This is a genomic window from Pseudomonas sp. GW456-L12 (assembly GCF_059424045.1).
Genome location: NZ_JBWKZA010000043.1, coordinates 20,736 through 40,585, shown reverse-complemented (window position 1 = coordinate 40,585; position 19,850 = coordinate 20,736). Strand labels below are relative to the sequence as shown.

At 60.7% G+C, this 19,850-nt stretch carries 19 protein-coding genes; 12 read left to right on the top strand and 7 right to left on the bottom strand.

The window, feature by feature from the left end; translation table 11 throughout:
* The 5 genes from sctI to sctW all read left to right on the top strand — a co-directional run.
* Positions 1–338 (top strand): type III secretion system inner rod subunit SctI (gene sctI, locus AC07Y9_RS29970; protein ID WP_218277448.1); only part of this gene is annotated, 338 nt, incomplete at its 5' end.
* Positions 335–1,066 (top strand): type III secretion system inner membrane ring lipoprotein SctJ, encoded by a 732-nt coding sequence (gene sctJ / locus AC07Y9_RS29965; protein WP_102681253.1) that lies wholly within the window; start codon positions 335–337, stop codon positions 1,064–1,066. The genes sctI and sctJ, both read left to right, overlap by 4 nt.
* A complete protein-coding gene (locus AC07Y9_RS29960) occupies positions 1,063–1,653 on the top strand; it encodes a type III secretion system domain-containing protein (protein ID WP_158246002.1) in 591 nt (196 codons plus the stop codon). The genes sctJ and AC07Y9_RS29960 overlap by 4 nt, the downstream gene beginning before the upstream one ends.
* Positions 1,650–2,420, top strand: coding sequence for a hypothetical protein (locus AC07Y9_RS29955; RefSeq protein ID WP_146021812.1), 771 nt, complete (start codon positions 1,650–1,652; stop codon positions 2,418–2,420). The genes AC07Y9_RS29960 and AC07Y9_RS29955 overlap by 4 nt, the downstream gene beginning before the upstream one ends.
* Positions 2,308–3,405 (top strand): type III secretion system gatekeeper subunit SctW, encoded by a 1,098-nt coding sequence (gene sctW / locus AC07Y9_RS29950; protein ID WP_102681250.1) that lies wholly within the window; start codon positions 2,308–2,310, stop codon positions 3,403–3,405. The genes AC07Y9_RS29955 and sctW overlap by 113 nt, the downstream gene beginning before the upstream one ends.
* Before the next feature lie 40 nt (positions 3,406–3,445).
* On the opposite strand, the gene AC07Y9_RS29945 is transcribed toward sctW, so the two are convergent.
* The 6 genes from AC07Y9_RS29945 to AC07Y9_RS29920 form a co-directional block, all read right to left on the bottom strand.
* On the bottom strand, positions 3,446–4,669 hold the full coding sequence (locus tag AC07Y9_RS29945; protein ID WP_256581001.1) for a CyaA/EF/ExoY family adenylyl cyclase toxin: 1,224 nt from the start codon (positions 4,667–4,669) through the stop codon (positions 3,446–3,448).
* Positions 4,670–4,757: 88 nt separating this feature from the next.
* Positions 4,758–6,890 (bottom strand): TcdA/TcdB catalytic glycosyltransferase domain-containing protein, encoded by a 2,133-nt coding sequence (locus AC07Y9_RS29940; protein ID WP_102681249.1) that lies wholly within the window; start codon positions 6,888–6,890, stop codon positions 4,758–4,760.
* A gap of 218 nt (positions 6,891–7,108) precedes the next feature.
* Positions 7,109–7,357, bottom strand: a complete 249-nt coding sequence (locus AC07Y9_RS29935) for an EscE/YscE/SsaE family type III secretion system needle protein co-chaperone (RefSeq protein ID WP_087091818.1) — start codon at positions 7,355–7,357, stop codon at positions 7,109–7,111.
* 26 nt (positions 7,358–7,383) lie between these two features.
* On the bottom strand, positions 7,384–8,601 hold the full coding sequence (sctD, locus tag AC07Y9_RS29930) for a type III secretion system inner membrane ring subunit SctD (RefSeq protein WP_102681248.1): 1,218 nt from the start codon (positions 8,599–8,601) through the stop codon (positions 7,384–7,386).
* A gap of 10 nt (positions 8,602–8,611) precedes the next feature.
* Positions 8,612–10,102, bottom strand: a complete 1,491-nt coding sequence (locus AC07Y9_RS29925) for an EscC/YscC/HrcC family type III secretion system outer membrane ring protein (RefSeq protein ID WP_102681247.1) — start codon at positions 10,100–10,102, stop codon at positions 8,612–8,614.
* Positions 10,099–10,494, bottom strand: a complete 396-nt coding sequence (locus AC07Y9_RS29920; protein ID WP_146021811.1) for a hypothetical protein — start codon at positions 10,492–10,494, stop codon at positions 10,099–10,101. The genes AC07Y9_RS29925 and AC07Y9_RS29920 overlap by 4 nt, the downstream gene beginning before the upstream one ends.
* A 121-nt stretch (positions 10,495–10,615) precedes the next feature.
* Between AC07Y9_RS29920 and AC07Y9_RS29915 the strand changes: the two genes are divergently transcribed.
* Positions 10,616–11,266: a two component system response regulator gene (locus tag AC07Y9_RS29915; protein WP_087091822.1), complete on the top strand. Its 651-nt coding sequence runs from the start codon at positions 10,616–10,618 to the stop codon at positions 11,264–11,266.
* A 15-nt stretch (positions 11,267–11,281) separates the two neighbouring features.
* Here AC07Y9_RS29915 and AC07Y9_RS29910 read toward each other — a convergent pair whose 3' ends face one another.
* On the bottom strand, positions 11,282–14,038 hold the full coding sequence (locus AC07Y9_RS29910; RefSeq protein WP_102681245.1) for a two component system sensor kinase: 2,757 nt from the start codon (positions 14,036–14,038) through the stop codon (positions 11,282–11,284).
* A gap of 211 nt (positions 14,039–14,249) precedes the next feature.
* Here AC07Y9_RS29910 and AC07Y9_RS29905 point away from each other — a divergent pair, with 211 nt between their 5' ends.
* The 6 genes from AC07Y9_RS29905 to sctQ are packed head-to-tail and all read left to right on the top strand — an operon-like array spanning position 14,250 to position 19,790.
* Positions 14,250–14,618, top strand: a complete 369-nt coding sequence (locus AC07Y9_RS29905; RefSeq protein WP_102681244.1) for a type III secretion chaperone SycN — start codon at positions 14,250–14,252, stop codon at positions 14,616–14,618.
* Positions 14,615–16,663 carry an EscV/YscV/HrcV family type III secretion system export apparatus protein gene (locus tag AC07Y9_RS29900; RefSeq protein WP_087091825.1) on the top strand — a complete coding sequence of 683 codons (2,049 nt, stop codon included), beginning with the start codon at positions 14,615–14,617 and terminating at the stop codon, positions 16,661–16,663. The genes AC07Y9_RS29905 and AC07Y9_RS29900 overlap by 4 nt, the downstream gene beginning before the upstream one ends.
* 1 nt (position 16,664) lies before the next feature.
* The gene (locus AC07Y9_RS29895; RefSeq protein ID WP_102681243.1) at positions 16,665–18,005 is read left to right on the top strand and encodes an EscN/YscN/HrcN family type III secretion system ATPase; all 1,341 of its coding nucleotides are present in this window, start codon (positions 16,665–16,667) and stop codon (positions 18,003–18,005) included.
* Complete coding sequence (locus AC07Y9_RS29890; protein WP_102681242.1) at positions 17,984–18,367, top strand: hypothetical protein; 384 nt, start codon at positions 17,984–17,986, stop codon at positions 18,365–18,367. Before AC07Y9_RS29895 ends, AC07Y9_RS29890 begins: the two co-directional genes overlap by 22 nt.
* Before the next feature lie 2 nt (positions 18,368–18,369).
* Entirely contained in the window at positions 18,370–18,834 is a 465-nt protein-coding gene (locus AC07Y9_RS29885; RefSeq protein WP_146021810.1) for a hypothetical protein, read from the top strand.
* A complete protein-coding gene (gene sctQ / locus AC07Y9_RS29880; RefSeq protein WP_102681241.1) occupies positions 18,831–19,790 on the top strand; it encodes a type III secretion system cytoplasmic ring protein SctQ in 960 nt (319 codons plus the stop codon). Before AC07Y9_RS29885 ends, sctQ begins: the two co-directional genes overlap by 4 nt.
* The last annotated feature ends 60 nt before the right edge of the window (positions 19,791–19,850 follow it).

Below are 19,850 nucleotides of genomic sequence, written 5' to 3'. Positions count from 1 at the left end.
CCCCCATGGAAATCGAAGCTGTGCGCATGGCCGCACTTCACGTGCCGAAAGATTCCGCGCCCTCGCCCCCCACGCCGACCGATATTGCCGCGTTCAACCAGGCGTTGTTCGGCCAGGTGGACAGCCCTGCGGAGATATCGGCCCTCAGCCAGTTGCAGAATCAATCCCGTACCCTGAGTAGTGCTGTGGCAACGGCCCGTGAAAGCGTGCTCGACAGTCCGTTGAAAATGCTCTCTGCACAGTCGAACATGTTGCACGCCATCGTCGAAGTCGACCTGATCGCCAAGACCGCCGGATCCCTTGCCCAAGGGGTGAACAAGCTGGTGAGCATGCAATGACCAGGGACTGGTTGCGCCTGGGCTGCATCGGCGTGCTGGTGCTGATGCTCAGCGGCTGCAAGGTCGAGTTGTACAGTGAGTTGTCCGAAGCCGACGCCAACCAGATGCTGGCGCTGTTGCTACTGCGCAATATCGATGCCAGCAAGGAAATCGCCAAGAGTGGACTTGTCACGATCAAGGTCGACAAGACGCAGTTCATCAATGCCGTCGAACTGTTGCGCCAGGAAGGGCTGCCACGTGAAAAGGTAGCGACCCTGGAGGACCTGTTTCCCTCCGGCCAGCTGGTGACTTCACCGGTGCAGGAACACGCGAAGATCCTCTATCTGAAAGAACAGCAGCTGGAAAAAATGCTGCAGGCCATGGATGGCGTGATCAGCGCCCATGTGTCGATTGGCGAAGGGATCAGCCAGAACCCGCGCGAGACCGCAAAGCCTTCGGCCTCGGTCTTCATCAAATACAGCCCCGAGCGCAATTTGCTCAATCGCGAAACCGCGATCAAGAGTCTGATCTTCAACAGCGTGCCCAACCTGCTGACCGAGAATATCAGCATCGTCCTGCAGGCCGCCGACTACCGCTATCAGCCGCTCCCCGAGCAACCCGGGCCAAGCCCTGCGCCGCTCACATGGCTCGAGCGCAATCGTCTGCCGCTCATGCTCCTGCTGGCAGCATTGGCGGTACTGATCCTCGCGATCACGCTTGGCAAATGGCTGCGGTCCAGAAGCCAATGACCCAGGTAACCATCGACCAGAGCGTACAACACTTGCATCAATGGGGCTGGCAACCAGGCGCCTGGATGCATGAAGGCTGGTGGCCCCACCTCGGACTCGCTCCCTGGCGCACGGTCTACCGCAATCGCCCGGCCTGTCGACCGAGTATCGACCGCTTGATCCTGCGACACCGCGGCATCACCTGGACGTCGTTGCCCGCCGGCCTCGACGCCAGGCAGCGCGCCATGCTCGCGCTGGAGCCACGCTTGCCCCAACTGGTCATCGCCCTCGGGGTCGTGGCGCTGAACTGTCCCGATCACCTGTTGATCAAGGACCATCGCCAGGCACTTGAGCCCTACCTGGATGAACGACACTGCGACCATCTGCTGGCCTTGCACCGAGGCTGGAGCCACACCGAGCCGGCCCTGCCCGCTGACACCCTGAGCCAGGCGGCCTTGCATGCCGGCACCCGTTGGTGGCTACGCGATATCGAACAAGCCCCGCTCAATGATCTGCTCACCCTGCGCTTGCCGCCGGTTGCCGATGCCCTGCTCGCGGTCCGGGAAAACGCGACCCAGTGGCTGACCAAGCTCGGTCGTTTTTTATGAACCCACTCAACATTCCCTGTATTGCCCTGCATGGCAGTACGCCCCACGCGGTGGTCATTCCTGCCGCAGAACTGGCGCAATATTTCAATGCCACCTCGGTGCTTGCCCATGCCCGCGCAGAAGCCGAAGCACTGCAACGGCAGGCCCGTGAATGCCTGGCCCAGGCCGAGGAAGAAGCCCAGCAGATGCGCATTCAGGCCCGGGATCAAGGTATTGCCGAGGCGGCCAGCGAACGTGAGGCTTTGCGCCAACGCCTCATCGAGGAAACCCTGGACTGGCATGTCGCTGAAACCGCTCTGGAAGCCACCCTGGCCCAACACCTCGACACACGGCTACGCGCCCTCGTTGCCCAGGTCCTGGAGGAGTTCATCGGTGAGCAGGATGGCGTCGAGCTGATGGTTCGACGTGTGCGGCAGCGGCTCCTGACGTTTCTTGCCCAGGGCGCTCTGACTGTCCGGGTCTGCGCCGATTGCGAGCAGCACGTCCGACATACCTTTGCCGACTACCCTCAGGTCCGGGTACTCGGCAGCTCTTCGCTGGCGACGACTCAGGCCTTGCTGGAAACGCACCTGTTCACCCTGCGCATCGATCTCGACGCCCACCTTCAATCGCTCCTGTCGCGTTTGCGGCAGGTCCCGCATGAGTCCCCTGCCAATGATTACCAAGACCGACTCCGCCAGCATCAAGCCGACTCCGCTGATTCAGAACCCGGCGCCTCGCCCCCTGCCCGGCGCCACACAAGTCTTCCCAGCGCAATCTGCCCTTGAACTGGCGCGCACCGAATTCGATATGCAGGCCACGGGTCTTGATTTCATGCCCGCCGAGGTGTCAGGCGATGCATTGTCCGAAACCCTGGAAAACATGGGGTTTGCCCTTGGCTCCTATAAGCAGGCCACAGGTCGCGGGACAAGTGATGGCAAGTCTGAACGCCCGCGTAGCCGCGCCATGCTCCAGCAACTGGTCAAGCACGTCACGGCAACCGCCTCGGCGCAAATGGAAGACCTGCATAAACACACATTGGCCATTGATGAAGCGTCGGACCTTCTAGGGTGCATGGGTGACAAAGGGCTCGATGCGGGAGAAATGGCCCTGCTGCTGGGATCGCTGCTCGGGCGGAAAAACCTGGGTGGCGCACAGCGTAAACGTCTGGAAGATGCTCTGTGCGCAGTGATGGACGATGACGAATGGACATTGAAGCTCTTCAATCGCCTGGAGTTCGGCAGCACCGGCAAAAACAGCTTTCTCGCCCTCAAGCAGCTCTACCAGCGTGCCACTTCACGTCGTACGCGCCTGGTGCAATGGTTCGAAGAGTTCCGCCAACTGCACGATCGCCAACGCAAACTGAAAACGCTGATCCGGACCCTGGCTTTCGAACTCTCGGCTGAAGGTCCGGCCATGGATGCCCAATTGGGCTCGGTGATCACCGACCTGAAACGCATCATGCTGTTTTTCGGCATGGAAGATCATTGTCACCGCGTTGCCCGCACACTGGCTATCGACGGCCTGGATGGCGATGGAGTCATCGGCACATTACTGGAAATCGTCCAGCAGTCGTGGATGCATGTGGACTGGCTCGAACAACAGACCTCACGCCAGGTGCCCGACGCACGCGGGCAATACGCCTATGTGCGACACATGGGGGAGTTGGTGAAATTAATGACGGATGAGTGCTTCGAGGATGATGAGCAACGAAAAATGATTACCGAGGTGTTTTCCGAGTATCAGGAAAAACTGTCGGACGAAGGCCTGTGAAAATCGGCCGGACCGACCATGGATCGGCCCGGGCCCTTTATCAGGCGCGATCGAGCAGCGCTTGAGCCTGTGTAAAGTCTGCACGCCGGACGCTGGTCACCTCGGGTTCCCATAACGGGTTCATTGGTATGTGGTAGCCGCTATTCTTCGCTTGCAGGATCAGTTCGGCCATTTGCCGACTGTTCTCGATCACACAGATTTCATCAAATGCTCCGAGTCTGGCCGGCAAGAAAAACGTCGCCGGATAGTTGGTGGCGCTATCGCTGGCCGGGCTGCCCGAGTCCGCGTTGTGGTGAACCACCCGCTCGCCCATGCCCACCAGGGCCGTATTGATCACTGGAATCATCTCGGCGATACGGCTCGTGGCGTTGCCGATATCCGGGTCTTCCTTGCTGTAAAAGCTGCCGGCGCTTGCATAATCCTGGCGCAGCTCCTGCGCCAGGTTTCTGGGGCGCGAATCCGCTGTCCTGGCGCTGTATCCGTCGATGCGAGCCTTGAACACGTCGTGCGCGACATCCGGGACCGGAAGATTGTCTTGCGGCCCCAGATCGCTGATATGAGGTCCGATCAGATGCAAGTCATAGTCGGCCGTCAGCGCCTTACCCCCCGGCGCTTTCGCCAGGACTTCCAGCGGCTGTCCTTGCTGGCTGATCTGGTACAGGCCCTCGACCGCACCGGTTACGGCTTCAAATTTGTACAGTCTACCGCCGGGTGCTTTCGCGCTGAACCTGATGCAGCCCTCGGCATCCGCAGGTTGCATGTCCGTGATGAGATCAGCGGCCAGAAGCGTGCCCATGCGTTCCCTGGAAATCACTAGAGGAATGGCAACGGCGTGACCATCCTCGATGCATTGGCGAGTCTGCCCGTTGAATTTATCAATACGCACCGGATCCGACGCCAGGCAACCTTCGAGCTTGCTGAAAGCCTGATCGACACAGATCATTCCGGCCTGGGGCCCCCAGTTGGCGCTCTTGCCTTTGATATGGAAGTCTTTGGTGGGATGGCCCTCCTCAATCAGCCCGGTCGCCACAGTTTCAACTGGACGAATACCAATAATGCAGTTGTGCTCTTTCGCTACGCTCTGCAAGGGCGCTAAGTGACTGGCCACAATCCCTGTCCGATGCTGAACTTTTTCCATGACCTGCAATAGGTCGGACACACTGTTTTTGGCCGAGCCCGGAGCCATTTGGCCTTCTATAGCCTTGTTCAGCGATGCAAGGCTGGCACCACTGGGTTGGATATGACTGAGCGACAAACCGTTCATGCCTCTACTCCCGAAATTGAAGAAATACCCATGCAAGGGTTCTCCAGGGGCACTTTTTCAGGTCAGGAAAAAGTCCCCGTCGCCCCCATTAAAACAAGCGGAAATGCCCCGCCGTCATGCCGGACGAGTCCAGATGAATATCGGGAGTCACGCTCTCTCCAAGTTGGCTCATCGCCTGTTGGAAGGTCTCATACTGGCGTTTATCCTCGGCGATCCTTACTTGCGCCGGGATCGATGCATCATGCCCACGACCGGCCCGGCGTTTGACGGTTTCATCAAACTCGCAATCCAGGCGCACCAAAACATGGGTGGCATCCTTGACCAGATGGGGGGTGGAAATGCCTTCAATCAAATAGGTTTCGCTCACCGGTACCTGGACTTGTTTGTGGGGGCCGCTGGTGTCGCGCTCTCCCCGTGGAAACCCGCCAATCATCACCCCTTCGCGATAGGTGCTGGGCAACGGATAGCTGAACTCGCGCCCTGTTGAGAGGGCCTCTAAAAGCTGTTCTGTCAGTGAGCGATTGAACGAGTCGGCATGCCCGTGAACGACAGGCCAGTCTGCCACTGGCAACCCCTGGTTGGCGGGAATGGCACTCAGCTCCGAGAACGATTTCAGGAAGTGGTCGGTCTTGACCGACTCGAACTGCAATGCTTTCTCCTGTAGCGCGCCCGTCAACACCGACTTGCCGGATGCAGAAGGACCGGCGATGAAGATGATCATGGGTTTGCCGGGCTGCTGCTTCTCGTTGATTTTTTCCAGAATGAGCGCCGCGACTTTCTCGGTGCTTACCACCGTACCTGGACGCATAGGCGCGCCAATCCCGGCCGCGCCTTCAGACTTTTTTACAGTCGTGCCCTCAAGGGGTGCGGATGCGGTTGACGGTGCGACGCCCCCCATGGCTTTGGTCGCGCTTTTTTGTTGCTCTTCGGTTTCGAAATTCACGTAATCGTCCGGGAACTTGAAGTGCGACTCCATCGAGGACCAGAAGTCCTGGTTCTGCTGCTGGCCCTTGTCCCAGATCCGCTCTGAAAGCGACAACACATCGTTGCGCATCAGATCGGGTTGTTCCTGAGCCTGGCGCACCACGCTATCGACGTGCCCGCGTAATCCGTTGGGGCCGGTCGCTTCGATCGTGCTCTTGTTCGGGCGGCTGAAATAGCGATCGCCACGGAACTCGTTGCCCTTCAGCGTCTGGTAATCCTCACCGATCTTGTCAATGAAGTCGGCGAGCATCTGGCTACCCGGGTGGCTGGCCAGCAACGCATTGGCAAAATAAGGCGTCGCGCTGCCACTGGCTTCGTTCTTGCCTTCGGCCAGCCCCACCAGCATCAGGTTCGGATGCGCCTGCAGTACGCCATTGAGTGGCTGCATGCATTCCAGATCGATGTCTGCGTATACGCCACCATGCTCGTGCAGGATCTCATAGCGGGCAATGTCGGATGCGGCCGGGTACGCGCCATTGCGGCCGATGATTTCATGTTGATAGGCATCCTTGTTCTTGAGCTGGATATCACTGCGATTGCTCAAGTCACGGATCTCGATGTTTTTGACATCACTGAATTTTTCCTGCAACGCGTTCAGTTTCGCAGTATCGCGTTGTGGATTGCTCGCGCAGCGGTCCCAGGACTTGACGGTCTGGTCCAGGATCAAACGTTCGGCTTGCAGGAATTTGTCGTCATTGCCGCGCGTGTGCTGCTGAAATGCCGCCAGCACTTGACCCGCATTCTGCGGAGTCACCTTGGCGGCACCCGACAATAACTTCTCTTTCCAGGACTCGTTACCCTTGGCCGACAGCTCTTTGTTCAGTTCGCTCAGTGCCTGTTTTTGTGCCCCCAGGTTCAGCAACGCATCGGTGTTACCCAGGGTGGTCTTGAGCTGGCTGAACAAGCCGCGCAAAGGCTTCTCGGCCTGGTAGTCCGGAAATACCTTCTCGGCCTCTTGTCGGGCGGTCTTGTTGGTGGCGTAAGCATCGAACTGTTGCGAGTCCACCCATAACATGACCGTACTGCCCGGATTCTTTTCCGCCCATTGCCTCAGGTATTTTTCCTGGTCGCCGCCCGGTTGGGAGCCAACCCAAACCATATGGATATTGGACGGGACCGTCTTGAATTCACTCTTTGGATAAACTTCGGAAAAGGCCTTTGGGGCCTGAACGCCATCAACTCCGGAAGTAGACGACAGCGGCTGTTGTGACAAGACAGAGGCATTCTGGATGTGCATAGGAACTCCTTGGCAACAAGATTAAGCACGCAAAAGGCATGAATAGACGTTGAACGCCCCAAATTTGGAATTTATTCAATAACGACCAACGATGAGTGGCTACCGAGGTTCAGATCAGAGAATAAGAGTCTTCAGTTTTCATGCACTTTCGCAGCAAGTATCAGTGTCACCAGATTGCTCCCCAACAACTTACGACTTTATCGGTTTTATACCGGTTTTCACCGCGCGCCCCTGATGTCTTGCATAGGTGAGTGATACCGCCCCCACAATATCTCGATAACCTGCACGGCACTGGCGCAGGCATTGGCGCATTGTTCCAGCGCCTGGAACTGCGCGGCAGGTTGTGGCTGACGCAATTGTCCGCGCACCCGGTGTTCGGCCTGTCGAAGGCTGTCCAGCAAGTGCCGGCGCAATGTGCCCTGGGTATCGGCGAACAAGGCATCTTCCAGATAGGTGATACGGGCCATTCAACTTCCTTTTTCAATCTGCTGATTCAGAGTGGCAGTGGCAGCGATATCAGCTCTTGGTCCTTGAGCAAGGCCATCGACAAGCGATCGAGCGCATAAATGCGGTAGCCACTTGGTAAAACACTGCCTTGCTGCAAGCGCATGCCATTGGCCAGTTGCACATAGGGGGAATCCACATTGCCGCCAATGCCGACAATCGATGAGGGTAAGTAGCGTTCGGCCGAGGCCATTCCCGGAATGTTCTGGAAAACCGCCGACAGGCGTGGGGCACCGTCGCGATTGAAGGCATCGAGCACTTCGGTCACCGTGGCCATGCGCTGGGCATCCAGTTGGCCGCTGACCCGCAAGGCCTTGTCCGACACCCTGACACTCAAGCCGCCCAACACTTGGCGCGCCGTCAGCCGGGATAGTAAGTCATCGAACAGCAGCGCCTGGTCATTGACCACCCGCCACCCCTCCAGCGCCTGAATCGCCCGCAGTTGGGCGCTGGTGCGCTGCCATGTCGTGTCCGCGACGATATTGCCGAAAATCACCACGCGATCCAGTCGCGTCCCACTCTTGACCTCGACATCCCGATAACCGTTCAAGCTCAGCACCGAGCGCACACTGTCGAGCAAGCTGTCGGCGCAAACGCTCTCGTCATACACCAGCAGCCCCCTTGCGCGCAGCTTGGCGCGCAAGCCTGCGACGCTGGGCGAGGAATGACACAGGCCCTTGAGGACGAGGCTACCCTGGTTGCCCCGCTGGACACTCAAGCCGGCGAGCTGCGGATCCTTCAATTGCGTGGCCAGCCATTCATCCTGGTCAAGGACCGGTACCCTGAGTGTCGGTTGCCAGGCCAGCAGCCCCACGGCCAACACCAACCCACAGACCGCGGCCAGGGCTCCCCAATGCCACACGGACGCGCGCGCCGGGCTACGCTGCGTCAGTCGCGCGGGCACCCCTGGCGTGGACAGCTCATCGCCGGATCGACCCAGTACAAAAGCCTGTCCGGCAAGATCGATCACCCGGCCCAGCGGCAGTGCCTGTTCCAGCTCCCAGGGTTGCCCTTCGACCCAGGCAGGCGTCGCGCACGCCAGCCGGATGGCCTCCTCCTCGATCGACAAGGTCGCCTGGGCATCTTGCTCAAGGCACAGGGCAATGTCCGAGTCCGAGCCGCCGATCCGCAGTTCGCCCACGGGCAATGCCAGCTCACGGCCACTTAACGGCCCGTTCAGCCACTTGAGTTTGTAGGTACAGTCCATCAGTGGCCTATCAGGGTTGATGCCAGGGATCAGCTTTGATCAGAAACAGACGGACCGTTTGGCGGTTGATCTTCTGCGTCGATCTGAAGAACCGGCCAATGAAGGGGATGTCGCCCAGCAATGGGATCTTGCGCACGCTTTCGCTTTCCTCATCCTGGACGAAGCCGCCCAGCAACAAGGCTTGCCCGGCCTTGAGCAAGGCATGGGTGGAAATTTCCGAATTCAACGTCTGGGGCAAAGGCTCTCTCTGGCTGATCGGGTCGGTTTGCCGCCCATCCTGGATAATCAGGCTCAACATGACTTCCTGCCTGCTCCCTTCCCCGATCACGCGCGGAGTCACGCGCAGCAGCGATCCGGCCGATATGGACTCCAGCTTGGCGACATTTTCCGCCACCAGTTTGGTGTAGAACGTGATGTTGCGATCAAGTACGGCCTGCATGTTGTTCAGCGTGACCACCGAGGGACGCGACAAAATGCGCGCCTTGGCGTTTTGCTCCAGGGCATTGAGGCGGATCATGAAGTTGCCGGTGTTGGCGATCACCGTAGAAAAATTGCCGGCATCAAAACCTTCACCCGTGTTCAAGCTGACCCCTACGCCACCGATGCGCGCGCCCCCCGACCAGTCGACCCCCAGGGCACCAAGGTCCTGGGAGTTGACGTCGATGATCGCTACCGAGATCTCGACCAGCGATGGTTTGTGATCCAGCCGGGCAATCAGGTCGGTATACAGCGACAGGTTGAGCTTGCGATCGCGCACCAGTACCGCATTCTGTCGCGGATCGGCGGAAAACATCGGCAAGCTTCGATCGTCCGCCGACGGCTCTCCCTGGTTTTCCTTGAGCGGCAAGGTGCGTCCCTGCGCCATGTCCTTGAGCACCGAAACAACGCCGGGCACCACCACTTGCTGGTTGCGATAGGTGTACTGGGTGTCGGCGGCGGCGGCGTACTTCAAGGCAAACAGCTCGATGGCCTCCTGGTTACGCTCGCGATTGAATTTCTGCTGATCGAGCCCTTCGGCCAAGCGCGACACCCGCTCCATGCAGGCGGGGACACCCTGCACTTCCAGCGCATTGGAGCTTGGGACACTGCGCACCCGGCAGTAACGCTTATCCAGGATGCCGGTGGACTGCAACTGGGTCATCAAGGTCTGTACCGGCAGATACGCCGGTGTCAGCAATTGGCTGCCCACCTCCTGCGCCTTGTAGACATGAATCGTCTGCCCGTCGTAGTACCAGGCAAGCTGATAGAGCTGCGCCAGGTGTTCGAGCGTCTGTTCGGGCGTACCGCCGTCCAGGCGGCCGATAAAGGACTCGCCAATCTGCGGGCTGACGATCACCGGAACACGATAGTTGGCCCCCAGATCGCGCAAGACATCGGCCAGCTTGGCGCCACGGGTGTTCAAGAAGAAGGCTGGCGCGTCCTGGGGCGCAATCGCGCCATTTGCACCCAGGGTTACGCCCAAGACCGCCACTCCCGCCAGGCAGCCTCTCAGCCACTTCATGCCAGGCGTCCCACGGTACGAGTCTCGGTGGGTGCGGGGGGTGACGCGTCATGGGTGGCGAACCAACAGGCGACGGACAACTGTTGTTGCACGCGCGCCTCCAGTTCCTGGGGAGGGCACTGGCTGTCATGGCGGCGAATCAGGAAAATATCCTCACCGTCCAGTAACAGACTGTCGTCCAGACTCTCTGGTATCGATGCCAGCCACAAACTGGTGCGAACCAGCCATTCGTCATCGATGGATGTGCGTTCGATGGCCAAGGCAACGCACAACCCCAACGGGTATTCCCAGCACCATCCGCGGACACCGGACAGGGTCATGTGCCAACGCTGCCCCACTCTCGAATGCACGCGAATGGTTTCAAGTCCAGCCAGGGAAGATGGAAAATTCATAGCGTTGTCGATGAAGGGAATTACACGATTTTGTCAGTTTTGGGGAAAATCTAAATCCGGTAATGACCTGAACCCTATAGCCTTCGCGCCCCAGCCCCTAAAAAAAATCAGGTTTTTGATCATGCTGTCATATCTGCAAACTACGCCTGCCCCACAACGGATCCTGATCGTCGAAGATCATTATTTGCTCATCTACGGCATCAAGATTCTGCTTTCGGCGATGCCTGGCTACGAGGTCGTCGGTGAAATCGTCGACGGCCTGAACGTGTACGCGGCCTGCCAGGAGCTCAAGCCCGACGTGGTACTGCTCGACCTCGGCCTGCCCGGCATGGATGGCATCGATGTCATCCGCCAGTTGAAACGACGCCGACCCGAGCTGACCATCGTGGTGGTCACCGCTGACGCCTCCGAGCACCGCGCCCGCGATGCATTGGCCGCGGGCGCGCTCGGCTACATCTTGAAGAAGAGCTCCCAACAGGTACTGTTGGCCGGCTTGCAAACCGCCATCGCCGGCCAGGTCTTCCTCGATCCCGCGCTCAACCTGGCGCACGTGACCAGCGCCCCGAATGTCGGCGGGCAGGGCAACCTGACCACCCGGGAACGCCAGATACTCAAGCTCATCGCCGAAGGCGACCGTAACCGGGATATCTCCGAAAAACTCTCAATTACCATCAAGACGGTCGAAACCCACCGCCTGAACCTCATGCGCAAGCTCGATGCGCATAACATTGCGGACCTGGTCAACTGGGCGTGCCGCCTGGGTATCCACTGAAGGTGTGTGACGGGCCTAATGGGTCTTCTGCAAAATCAACCCGCGCAGGTAGCCGACTTCTTCACAGCTCAGCCACTCGCCGTGGCTGACCCGGGTCTCCTGGTCCTGCGCCCATGTGTACACCCGATCAAGACCGCCCTGGCCGGCACACCCTTTGAGCGTGTGCAACAGCATCAGCAGGCCTGCGCGATCCTGTTTGCGGCACGCGGCTTCGATATCCCGGTGCACGATCTCGAGCGTTTCATAGAACCTGGCGCGCAGCGAGGTGTCCGCAAGGTTGAAAAGCGGTTGCTGCAACTTGCGGTTCGGTGCCAGGTCGATGCCCCGCGCCAACTGCAGCGAAACGACCTGCTCGACCCCGCTCGCCAGTTGCTCCAGGCTGACGGGCTTGGCGAGGTAGCCATTCATCCCCGCGGCCCGGGCTCGATAGCGCTCGTCGGGCAGTGCATTCGCCGTGAGCGCCATGATGGGGGTGTCCGGGTCCAGCATCCCGCTGGCCATGTCGCGCCAGAGCCGGGTGACTTGCAGGCCGTCCATGTCCGGCATGCGAATATCCATCAGCACCCAATCGAAGACATGGGTTCTTCCGCAGCGCAACGCCTCTTCCCCCGAGGAAGCCGAATAGGCCAGGTGCCCAAGCTCCTGGAGCATCTTGCCGACGATATCGCGATTGACTTGCATGTCATCGACCACCAGGACCTTGAGCGCCCAGGCACAGGGGGCAATCGAGGCCGGTTCATCGCCCGGCAACTTCTCCTCGAACAGAATGGCGCTGACCTTCTGCCATAACCGGCCAGGCAGATAGACCAGCTCGGGCATATCGAGCAAGGGCGAGTCTCCCGGCTGGGCTTCGATGCCCCAAATGGCCAACTGCGTCTGCAATGCCGCCGGGGCCGGCAGCCGGGCTGAAAAGGCCAATGAGGGTTCACTGGGATCGCATATCGGCAGCAACAGGGTGAAGGTCGATCCTACGCCAACCTGACTGTCGAGCAGGATTTCCCCGCCCATCAGGTTCGCCAGCCGCGATGCAATGGCCAATCCCAGGCCGCTGCCGTTGTCATGGGCGCGCACCTGGATGAAAGGCATGAAGATATCGAGCTGATTCTCTTCCGATATGCCTTTACCGGTGTCGCGCACTGCGATGACCAGCATCTCCGCCCGCCGTTCCAGCCGGACGCAGACCTCGCCCTGCGCGGTGAATTTCACGGCATTGGCCAGGAGGTTGATCAGGATCTGTTGCACCCGCACGCCGTCGAGGGACATCGAGCGAGGCACATTGGCCGCCACCAGGGTACGCAGCGACAAGTGTTTTTCCTGTGCCCGCAAATTGATCGTCAGCAACACCTGATCGAGCATTGGCAGGATCGCCGTCTGCTCGTAGGACAATTCCAGCTGTCCGGCTTCGATTCGAGAGAAGTCCAGCAGGTTGTTGATGATGCTCAACAAAAAGCCGGAGGACTGACGCGCGGTGCCGATCAGTTCCTGCTGTTGCTCGGACAGGCTACTGCGCTCGAGCAGGCTGAGCGCGCCGACAATGCCGTTGAGCGGCGTGCGTATCTCATGGCTGATGCTCGTCAGGTGTTCGCTTTTGCGGTGGCTGGCCCGCTCGGCGATACGCTTGGCCGCATCCAGTTCGCGGGTTCGCCTCCTGACCTTGTCTTCCAGTGTCTGGTGATAGGCATTGAGGGTCTTGAGCAACGTGTTATAGGCACTGGCAATGCGACCCAGCTCATCCTTGCGCCCTTCCGGCAAGCGATAGCTCAGGTCGGTGAGCTGTTTCTGGCGATGGATGAGCTCGACGATATGACTCAGGGGCCGACCCAGCTGGCGCTGGAGGATCAGCGCGATAAACACCAGTAACAACAACTGGGCCAGCAGCGTCCAGGGTGCTGTCGACCCCAGCAACGGCAGTACCCGGTCCATCGCGACATCACCGCGCGCGATGGCGAACAACTGCCATGGCGGCCCCTTGAGCCGCGTACAGTCGACAATAAAACCCGCCATTTCCATAGCCTTGCGCTGGCAGTCCGGTTGCACGCCCTGGGCGGCAAGCATTGCGCTCTCCTCCCTGTTGTCGCTCCATAACAGGCTGCCGCCGGCATCACGCAGGATGTACGAAAAGTCATATTTGCGCGCGTTCAGGTCGTCGATCCGCAACAACTGCCCGGCGGTGATCCCCGAATGCGCGTCAACCGCGGTCACAGCACTGCGCAGGTGCCCCTGACCATCCTCGAACACGCCGCCCCAGCAGTTGTCGCTGGTGGTCGATCGGTACTGACGCGACAGCAGCGCATGCATCTTGGCCTGCATGTCGGCAGCCGTCTGGCCCTCGGGGCGGTAGAAAAACACGCCCTGCCCCGGCACCAGCAGAAAGGTTTCCGTCCGGTTGACCGAGTCCGAGTTGCCAAAGATCTCAATGACCTGGCCGGCAACGGCAATGCGTTCCTGGTCCACATCGACCCCGTCGAAGGGGACGAACACCGTGTGTTTCAGTTCGTTGCTCTGGGTACCCGACAGGCTCGCATTCCTGAGCAGCTCGCTCCACAGGCGCAACAAGGTGTTGACCCTGACCTGGGACAATTCATAACGACGATTCTCTTCCTCGGCCACCCTGTTCAGTTCCCAGGCCAGGTCTTCCCTGACTTCGACCTCGGCCTTGCTGTAGCGGTAATAAAAACTGATGGTCTCGGACAGCAGCCAGAATGCGCTCATGGCGCAGGTCAGGGTGACGATGACACTACGGGTCAGTGAGGCTTGCCAAAGTTTATGCATGTGGATAACGGTCTCGACAGGCTGCACAACGCACAGCACACAAAACGATACGCCACGAGACAGGCTTGATAAATCAGGTGAAGGCCCGATAGCTCGAAGGCCCACCTACTCGGGATCATTGCCACCGGATGACGTAGCCACCACAGACCCGCTCCATAAGGCCGTGGAGCGGAGCGCCCGCTAGCCCATTGTGTACAAAATAAGGATGCAGATGGACCTACAAACGCAACGCAGCCTTGAAGAGTTCCTGCGTTTGTCGGACCTTTGCCCTGGCCGTGTCGAGGCGCGGATGGAGTTTTCCCTGCCGCCCTTTCGGTTATACATCGAATACACCCAGGACCGGGTGCTGCTTTCACTGGCGCACCCGGTCGAAGCCTGTCGGCGTTTCAGTACGCTCAAAGCCCTGCTGGGGCACTGCCACCCGGCATCCAACCAGGGGGTCGCGCTGCGCGCTTATATCGTGGGCGACCAGCAAATGCTCAGTGGCGCACTGGTACCCGACAGTAACGTCACACAATGGATCGAGTGCCTGAAATGCATGCGGCGGCTGCTCGAACGCCACGCCGGGGATCGTCAATGAACCGCCTCGGTCACTGGCTTTCGCTGGCCGCGGGCCGCCAGGACATCGTGCTGGCGGTGCTTCTGCTGCTTGCGGTGTTCATGATGATCGTTCCGTTGCCCACTGGACTGGTGGACCTGCTGATTGCCATCAACCTCACGATTTCCATCGTGCTGTTGATGATGGCCCTGTATATCCGCGAGCCGCTGGAGTTCTCGACCTTCCCGGCCGTCTTGCTGATCACCACCCTGTTCCGCCTGGCGCTGACCATCAGCACCACCCGCTTGATTCTGCTGCAGGCGGACGCCGGTGAAATCGTCTACACCTTTGGCAACTTCGCCGTCGGGGGCAACCTCGGTGTCGGCCTGATTGTGTTCATGATCATCACCATCGTGCAGTTCATCGTGATCACCAAAGGCTCCGAACGGGTCGCCGAAGTGGGCGCGCGCTTTTCCCTCGATGCGATGCCAGGCAAGCAGATGAGTATCGATGGCGACATGCGCGCCGGGATCATCGACGCCAATGAAGCCCGCCGCCAACGCGGCCTGGTCCAGAAGGAAAGCCAGCTGTACGGCGCAATGGATGGAGCGATGAAGTTCGTCAAGGGCGACGCGATTGCGGGCATCATCATTATCCTGGTCAACATCCTCGGCGGCACCGCGGTCGGCGTGTTCATCCATGGCATGAGCGCGGGCACCGCCATGTCCACCTACGCCATCCTGTCCATCGGCGATGGCCTGATCAGCCAGATTCCGGCGCTGCTGATCTCCATCACCGCCGGCATTATCGTGACCCGTGTCCCGGGGGAGCAGCGCAAGAACCTGGCCAGCGACCTGAGCGAGCAAATCACCCGACAACCCCAGGCCTTGAGCCTGGCCGCCGGGGTGTTGCTGGTGTTCGCCCTGATCCCCGGTTTCCCGGTCATTTACTTTGTCGGCCTGGCCGGGGCGGTCTACGGCGGCGCCTGGTGGATCAGGAAACGTCAACCCCGTGCCGCCTCGAACGGCACCTCGGCCGATGCACCGCCAGGCTTGATCGGCGACGACAGCCAGCCAGCGATGACGCCGGGGGCGATTCCACTGATGGTGCTCATGGCCAGCGACCTCGGGCGTTCAAGGGGGCTCGACGAGGCTTTCCAGCAGCTTCGGCAGAGGAAATTCGAACAGCTGGGCATTCCGCTACCCGACATCCACCAGCAGATCGATGCCTCGCTCGAAGCCGGGACCTTGCGCATTCTTTTGTACCAGGAGCCAGTCCTGACCCTGAAGGTGCCGGAGGGGTTGCTGCTGGCCGATGCGCACTCGATGCCCCTGGCGCAAGCACGACACCACGACAAATTGCCCTTTGGCGGCCATACCCTGCAATGGCTCGACCCCGAGCAGCATGAGACGCTGGCCGCCCTCGGTGTGGTGCTGCATCGGGACCAGGCCCGCATCACTCACTGCCTGTCCCTGGTCATGGACCGTTATGCCGCCGATTTCATCGGCGTCCAGGAAACCCGTTTCCTCATGGACTCCATGGAAAACAGCCATGCCGAACTGGTCAAGGAAGTGCAGCGGCAAATGCCCATCGGGCGCATTGCCGATGTATTGCAACGCCTGGTAGGTGAAGGCGTTTCCATCCGCGACCTGCGCAGTATTCTCGAAGCCTTGACAGAATGGTCACCGCGGGAGAAAGACCCGATCATGCTCACTGAATACGTACGGGTGGCCCTGCGTCGCCACATTGCCACGCGCTACCGTGGCAACCAGGCGTGGATCAGTGGCTGGATGATCGGCGACGGCATCGAGGGGCTGGTGCGTGAATCGATCCGGCAGACAGCCGCCGGCTCTTACTCGACGCTGGAAGCCACCCAGAACCAAGCCATTATCGAAGGCATCCGCGAACGCGTCGGCGACGGCGACCCACGTCGCGCCGTGCTGATTACCGCCATCGATGTCCGGCGGTTTGTACGCAAGATTGTCGAGCGTGAATACTCGGGCCTGCACGTCCTGTCGTTCCAGGAACTGGGTGATGAAGTCGAGTTGCGTGTCATTGGCAACATCGACCTGATCGAGCAGGCTTGATATGCGCGCGCCGGAACTCACCACCCTGCGCGACTTGCTCGAGCAAAGGCCCGGCTTCGAGCGGGCGGGAGCCACGACGGCCGAGGTCGGCGAGCACTTCAACGGTCGAATCACCGAAGTCGGCCCGACCCTGTTGCGGGCGTCCCTGCCTGGCGTCGGGCTCGGCGAACGGTGTCGACTGGAACCGTCCGGGATCGAGGCCGAGATCGTCGCCGTGGAGGGTGATTACGCGGTGTTATCGCCCTTCAGTGAGCCCCTCGGCGTGACCACCGGCAGCCATGTGCACGCACTGGGCAAACCCCATGAAATCGCCCTGGGGGACTTCCTGCTTGGCTGCGTCGTCGATGGCCTGGGGCGCCCGCTGGACGGCAGCGCTGCCCCGGCCGATTGCCTCTGGCGCGGCGTCGAGCGCGAGGCCCCCGAAGCCCTCACCCGCCCGATCATCGACACGCCCCTGCCGCTGGGCGTGCGTGCGATCGATGCACTGCTGACCTGCGGGGTCGGCCAGCGGGTCGGCATTTTTGCGGCGGCGGGAGGCGGTAAAAGCACACTGCTGGGGATGGTGTGCGATGGCAGCCTGGCTGACGTGATCGTGCTTGCCCTGATTGGCGAACGGGGACGCGAAGTCCGTGAGTTTCTTGAACATACGCTGTCCCCGGCCGCCCGCGAACGCACCATTGTGGTGGTGTCGACCTCCGATCGCCCGGCGCTCGAACGGTTGAAGGCCGCCTACACGGCGACCACCATTGCCGAGTATTTTCGCGACCAGGGCAAGAATGTCCTGCTGATGATGGACTCATTGACCCGGTTTGCCCGCGCCGCCCGGGAAATTGGCCTGGCCGCCGGAGAACTGTGCAGTGCCGGCGGTTATCCGCCCAGTTTCTTTGCCCGCCTGCCCCGCTTGCTCGAACGCGCGGGCCCCGCCGCCATCGGCAGCATCACGGGGATCTACACGGTGCTGGTCGAGGGCGACAACATGAATGAACCGGTGGCCGACGAGGTGCGCTCGATTCTCGACGGCCATATCGTGCTGTCACGCAAGCTCGCCGAGGCCAACCATTATCCAGCCATCGATATCGGGGCCAGCGTCAGTCGGGTGATGAGCCAGATCGTCGATCCCGAGCATCGGCAGATGGCCGGCAAAGTGCGGCGCCTGATGGCGGCCTACAAGGACATCGAGTTGCTGGTCAGGGTCGGTGAATACCAGGCCGGCCAAGACAGCGAAGCCGATGAGGCCCTCGCCCGTCGTGACGCGATCCGGGGATTGCTGTGCCAATCCACCACGCAAAAGAACAGCTTCCAGGAAACCATCCAGCACCTATGCCAGACACTGACAGCCTGACCCTGCGGCGCCTGCTGTCACTCAAGCAGCGGCGCGAACAAAGCCTGCGTGCCGCACTGAGCGCGCTGGCCCGACAGGAAAGCCAACTGCAGGACAGCATCGCCCAGCTACTGCAGCAGCGCCGCCAACTGTGGCGCCAGTGGCGCGAATGCTGCGAGGTTTCACAAGTCCTCGATCACCGGGCGCTGCGGGACCTGAAGATCGAACTCGCCCAATACCACCAGCAAGACCATGCCATGACCGAACGGCTGGAAGCGTTGCACGCCGAACAGCAGCGGATCCGCGGTGAACAGGCGCAGGGGCAGATACAACTGCGCAAGCTGCTGGTGGAACAAGAAAAACTGAACTGGCTTCTGGAATGACCATGCCTTGCCTGAAAGCACTCTCCAGCCCATCGAGGCGCGACACATCGCACATTGCATGCGACCCGCGCCCGGACCACCAACAGCAACGAGACTTCGACGCACTGTTGAACCCGGCGACTCCCAGGAGCATTCCTTCGACACCGTCGGCCCTCGAGGCTGCGTGGCCACGACACCCGCGTTCGGCCCTGGCGCAAGCCTTCGCTCCCGCCATCGCCCAGTTGCGCGGCCTGGGCCGACGCCATCCCGGTACCCTCGACCTGCGGCTGACCAACGGCCCGCTGGCGGGACTGGAGATACAGGCCAGCGCCCAGGCCAGCCTGTTGAGCCTGAACATCAAGGTCGCCGACCGCGACACCTTTGAACGCATCGTCGGCACCCGCGGGTCACTCGAAAACCAATTGGCGGCGATCTTCAATCGTCCGGTGGCACTGACGCTGCAACAGCTGAACGGAGAGCCCTGGTGAAATTGCCGAAACTGAGTCAGGCCGAGGGCCGATTGCTGCGCAAACTCGGTCGTGGACGGCGGCTGGAACTGCTCGAGGGGGGCATGACCCTCACCTACGACATGGCCGGGGGCGACGGACTGATCGTGCACGCCCAGGTCTTGAACCAACCGGTTCGTCTCTGGGTCGCTGCCCCTGCCTGGTGCCGCTGGATCCGCCCGCTGCTCGATGTACCGGACTGGTCGGCAGCCCCGACTGAACTGCACGAGGTCCTGGCGAGCTGGACCCTCGCCTCGGCGGGAGCCGGGCTGGCGGACAGCACGGTTGCCTGGCCCACGGCCAGCCACCTGGAGGCGGCAACGGTCGAGACAACCCCCAGCTGGTGCCTGTGCTTCGAGCATGAGGGCCGGTCGCTGGCCGCCTCGGTTCTGGAAGCCCCCGTGCAATGGCTCGATAGCCTCAGTGAACTGTTCCAGCCGATGGACACCCAGGACGACAGCGACCATCGCACGCTCCCCGCGGCCCTGATCGCCGGCTGGAGCCATGTCGATCGAGACACTCTTGAACGCTTGCGGCCCGGTGACGGATTGCTGTTACACCACGCCTACCGGACGACCGAGGGCCAGCTGGGGCTGTTCCTGTCTCGCCCGCTGGCCACCCTCTCGGCTCACGATGCCGCGCCCCTTGCCCTGGAGACTGTCTTGGACGATTTCAACGACTGGATGGACATCACCCCGGGGCCCGGCGCCCCCGGTTCCCCCCTCGGCAGCGACCTGCTGGTGACCGTTGTCGTTCAAGTCGGCTCGCTTGAAGTACCGCTGCACCAACTGGCCCATCTACAGGTGGGAGAGGTACTGCAAGGTCCGGCCTGTATCGACGACTTCGTCACCCTGAAGGTCGCCGGCAAAACCATTGCCCATGGCCTGCTGCTGGAGATCGATGGAAGGCTGGCTGTGCGGATCGACCGGCTTTTCTGACCCGGCGAAAATCTCAGGTATGTGCCGGATGGGAGCTGTGCGGTCCTCGCCCGATAATGG